We start from the raw sequence: 4,429 nt of genomic DNA on the forward strand, positions 1-4,429 counted from the left end.
ATCCGAAGATTTTTGGGAAGCGTGGGTTAAATACTTTGCGCAAAAAGATTCTACGTTAGTAGCTGATTTAAATCAGGCACTGAAGGAATATGAGTATGATGAGCTGAATACTTATATCATTCCCAAACGTAATGACTATAAAATAGTTTGGATCGCTCCTGAAAACTCAGTTTTGTTAGATTACGAAAGCATTGTAGAACTCGGATTCACCGAAGACGAGAAGAAGATTCTGTTACTTCTAGTTTATACAATTAGCCAAGATACTAGTGTAACAGACTCTTGGATTAAAAAATACGAGTCTAGCGATTTTCGAATAATAGAACACTACATATTTGACAATTTTAAGGAAATAAATAGTAAGATAGGATTGGTTGATGACAGCGACCTAGTTTCATTTAAAGAAAAATATGGAAGCAGGCTAACTTGTAATGGATCAATAATCCAATATAATCTTGATACATCGGAAAAAACTGGTTCCACCGAATTGCAACAAGAATCCGAGTTAGGTTCTACATTAAACAATGAGATTAAGAATGTCGACCACAATAATAAAATGTGTGTTCTATATGTTTAGAACTGATTCGGAACTTTTAAGTTTAATCTATACTAGCTGTTAGGAGTTTGAATGTCTGAGCAGAAAAACAGATCTTCTACCATATCGTTTCAAGCATGGATCGGTATCTTGGTGGTTTTACTAATCCCGATTATCGGCGTCATCAAAGCTTTTACTATGATGAACGACACTACAATACACCCTACTCTATCCAATTATGCCAAAGCATTTCTGACAATACTTGCCATCGGATTCGCTGCAGGAATATTGTTTAGACTGTTAGCCAAATTCTGATTTTAGGAGCATTAACAGATGATTTGCATAGCTTGTAAGAAATTCATTGAGAACGACTGTGTGTTTTGTCCCTTTTGTGGAGCACAACAGCATCGACAAAGTAAACCGTCAAACGTAATCAGTATTGGCAGGGATCCATCCAATGACATTGTTATACAGGAATCCAGCATGTCTCGCAAACATGCCCAAGTAACTCTCGAAAACAATGAGATGGTCATCGAGGATCTTGGCTCACTAAATGGAGTATATGTTAATGGCTACAAAGTGCATATCCAACGGATTAAGCAAACGGATAGGATTTCTTTGGGAACCAGCATGATGCTTCCTTATTCACGGATCCGAGAGGCTTTTTCCCGCAAGGGTTTTTCTCAAAACATTGTGCTGTCTCCTCAAAGAACAGTGGCTTCCGATCAGCCACAGAGAGTTGATAGCAATCAATACCGCAGACACGAAAGTCCGGATGCCGTGAGAAGCGATGAGATAATAACATATGCTCAATGGATCGGGAACTTACTAATTTTGGCAATCCCTTTAGTAAACATTATTGCACTGATTGCTTGGGCATCGAACAGTGAGCAACCCAGCAAGGCAAACTGGGCGAAAGCATTGATCTTGATATGGTGCATAGCCTTATTATTGGTCGTAATCATCAGAGGCATTGCAAATTATTAACGAAGCAAAGGCAAGTGAACTGAATGAGATGTATCTTTTGTAAAACAGAAGTAATTGACTCTGCTCAATACTGTCCTGTTTGTGGACAATCTACCGGCACCAGTATTGAGTGTTCGGCTACTATCAAACTTGGCAGAGACTCTTCAAGTGATATCGTATACAATAATCCAATAGTATCGCGTAAGCACGCTTTGATCACTTATGTAAGAGGTGTGTTTGAGATATGTGACAATAAGTCACATAATGGTGTTTACGTTAATGGTCAAAGAGTTTGCTCCTCCGCCATTCTGCCCACAGATCAGATATCGCTTGGCAACTCACAAACTATAGAGTGGAGTGAATTGATCAAAGCGCTCGACACAAAGATTTTGGAAGATCAGGAAGAAATAATAGCTCATGATGATAAATCCACATATGATATCACAATCTCAGTAGGAAGGAATCATGACAACCAAATTGTAGTGGATCATCCGAAGGTGTCCAGACACCATGCTTTAGTATGTGTGGAGAAAGTGGCTGGGCAAAACATTTTATATGTGAAGGATCTTAACTCGAGCAATGGCTTATATGTCAACGGTCAACGCATCACATTCTGCAAAGTTGATAAATCTGATCATATCATGCTTGGTCAAAATGTCCTGTTGACTTGGGAGCGCATAGAAGCTATGCTAAATGTGATTGATAAAGATGCGGTGGCAGATAACGATCAAGCCGAAATGCTCTATCCCCAAGACTTGATTCAGCATACTGCTAATGATGATGACTCTTATGTTTCTCAGTCATCATCGCGATCAAAAAAAACGAATACAACGGCAGCAGCATTAGCTGTGGCTTGTGTTTTTGTGATCCTGATTATTGCGATATTGCTCTTTAGCACGCGTAATCCTGCTGCTAATGGCGAACTCAGAAAGCATAGAGTATCTCACATGCATGAGTATTCTATATTGCCAGGAGAAAGAGAAGATATTGCGAGAAGAAGAGCCAATATGGAAGCTCAACGAGAATTGATCAATAAAGCGAAGAACAGCTTTTCGTTATCTGGAAATTATGCCACAGGTTATGCGGTTTTTGATATTCAGACTGAAGATCAAGAGCAGGATACCGATAACGGCATCATTCAGATCAATCTGTATATCGAAACAGACAAACATAGCCTCCAAGCAAAACTGGACTATCTAAATCGTAACCATGACATTTTGGAAGAATTGAATAATAAGCAACAGGTATATGATGCAAACTATGATTTGCTTCAAGAAGCTGAATGGAACTTAGAAGAAAGCTATACGAACCTACAACAATTACTCATGGAGAATCAGGGCTTACCCACCGGCGAGGATACATATAGCGCTTATGGTGGTGATGATACCGCCTCAGAATATTCCAATCGTACTTCATCATCGGATTATTCTGCTCAGCAGAACCCCTGGTATAATCAAAAAGTAAAAGAGGGCGAGTCCTTGTATCAGATTAGTTTAGATATGTATGAGGAACAAATCCTGGAGATAGAAAACACTATAGAATCCCTGGATCCTCTACGGCAACAACTGGCAATGATAGCGGAGCAGGAGAGCCCTGATAATAGAAACAACTTCCTTGATAATGTAGCAGGTGGTTTGAGCAAACTGAAAGGCAAGGTCAGTCTCGGATCAGATCCATGGAAGGCTTTTATCGCATGGAGGCAAGACCCACAAAATGATAAAGAAAGCTACTTGAATCATTATGAGGTTAAACATGGAAGTAGGAACTTGGCTGAAAAGTGGTATCTTGACATTGAATTTTCAGATGAAGATATCGAAAAATGGCAAAACTTAGCTGATGGTATCACACAGAAACTTTTGAATCAAGATGGGGTCGAAAGGATAAACAAAAGAGATTTTACTATTGAGTACCCATCATCAGGTGTTGCAGTAATATCACTAAATAAAGAAGGCACAAAAAAACTCTTCAAAGCGATGGATAAAGGCATGGAACTATTTGGCTTCGATAGCGGTATAAGCATGGAAGAAGTAATGGAGGGGCAGGGACTGAGTATTGACGATTTCAGTGAAAAATACTATATGCGCAAGGAAAATGGCAAATGGAAAAGATACCTTCACGAAGAAGATACTGAACGTAATCAAATGGATTACAGGGATGAACAGATGGAAATGTTTCGTCGTGGGAGACAGAATGATGATCTTTTGGAAGCTTTAGAGAAGATAAGGGGATAAGGTCTGCCTATCCTGGTTAATTCAATATGCAAGATTCTAATAATGGAAGTCACTATGATGAACAAAAAGAATAGTTCGTTTCTTGGTCTGCTAATTATTTTGGCTACAGGCCTATTGTTGTCCTGCTTAAGCATTTTGCCGTTAAATGCTGTTGAGGGTCTCATGCTTGGATCTCAGGCTGATACTTTATACTACTATTCTACTGATTTGAGAATCGAGGGTTTATCAGCCCGAAATACTAAATACAAGATATCGGCACAATATCCTGTATTCACCAATATGGATGAGTTCCATAAGCATAATTTGGAAAAATACACTTATGAATTGATGAGCGAAATACTACTGCATCATATATTGGAAAATGATAAGATAGATTTTGGTAATGACATTGTTGCTTTGGCAAATGCTGTGATGCAAGACTGGTTGAGTAAAGACGCTTACAACTCTGTGTACCGAATGGAGGATAGCATCTGTGTGGAGATTGTGTTAAACTCTGAAATTACAACATTCAAAGTATCTCATTGGGGCGATTGGAGTGGGGCGCACGGCTACTATACAGAAAATTACTATATGCTTGATAAAAACTTGCATCCCATCGAGCACACCAGTATTATCAACCCGAACAAATTAAGCCAGTTTAATACGCTTCTGATGAATGAATTTGATCATAAAAAATACGATCATCGAGTATATGATGAGA

The 4,429-nt window shown here is 38.9% G+C and carries 5 protein-coding genes; all 5 read left to right on the plus strand.

Translation table 11 applies throughout. From position 1 onward, the window contains the following. Positions 1 to 574 (plus strand): hypothetical protein (locus LHW48_07660; GenBank protein MCB5260332.1); only part of this gene is annotated, 574 nt, incomplete at its 5' end. 51 nt (positions 575 to 625) lie between these two features. After that, positions 626 to 847 carry a hypothetical protein gene (locus LHW48_07665; GenBank protein MCB5260333.1) on the plus strand — a complete coding sequence of 74 codons (222 nt, stop codon included), beginning with the start codon at positions 626 to 628 and terminating at the stop codon, positions 845 to 847. 18 nt (positions 848 to 865) lie between these two features. After that, on the plus strand, positions 866 to 1,519 hold the full coding sequence (locus LHW48_07670) for an FHA domain-containing protein (protein ID MCB5260334.1): 654 nt from the start codon (positions 866 to 868) through the stop codon (positions 1,517 to 1,519). Between the two features lie 23 nt (positions 1,520 to 1,542). Then, entirely contained in the window at positions 1,543 to 3,729 is a 2,187-nt protein-coding gene (locus tag LHW48_07675; protein MCB5260335.1) for an FHA domain-containing protein, read from the plus strand. A 54-nt stretch (positions 3,730 to 3,783) separates the two neighbouring features. Next, a partial coding sequence (locus tag LHW48_07680; protein MCB5260336.1) for a hypothetical protein occupies positions 3,784 to 4,429 on the plus strand: 646 nt, incomplete at its 3' end.

This window comes from Candidatus Cloacimonadota bacterium, from assembly GCA_020532355.1.
GTDB lineage: Bacteria > Cloacimonadota > Cloacimonadia > Cloacimonadales > Cloacimonadaceae > UBA5456.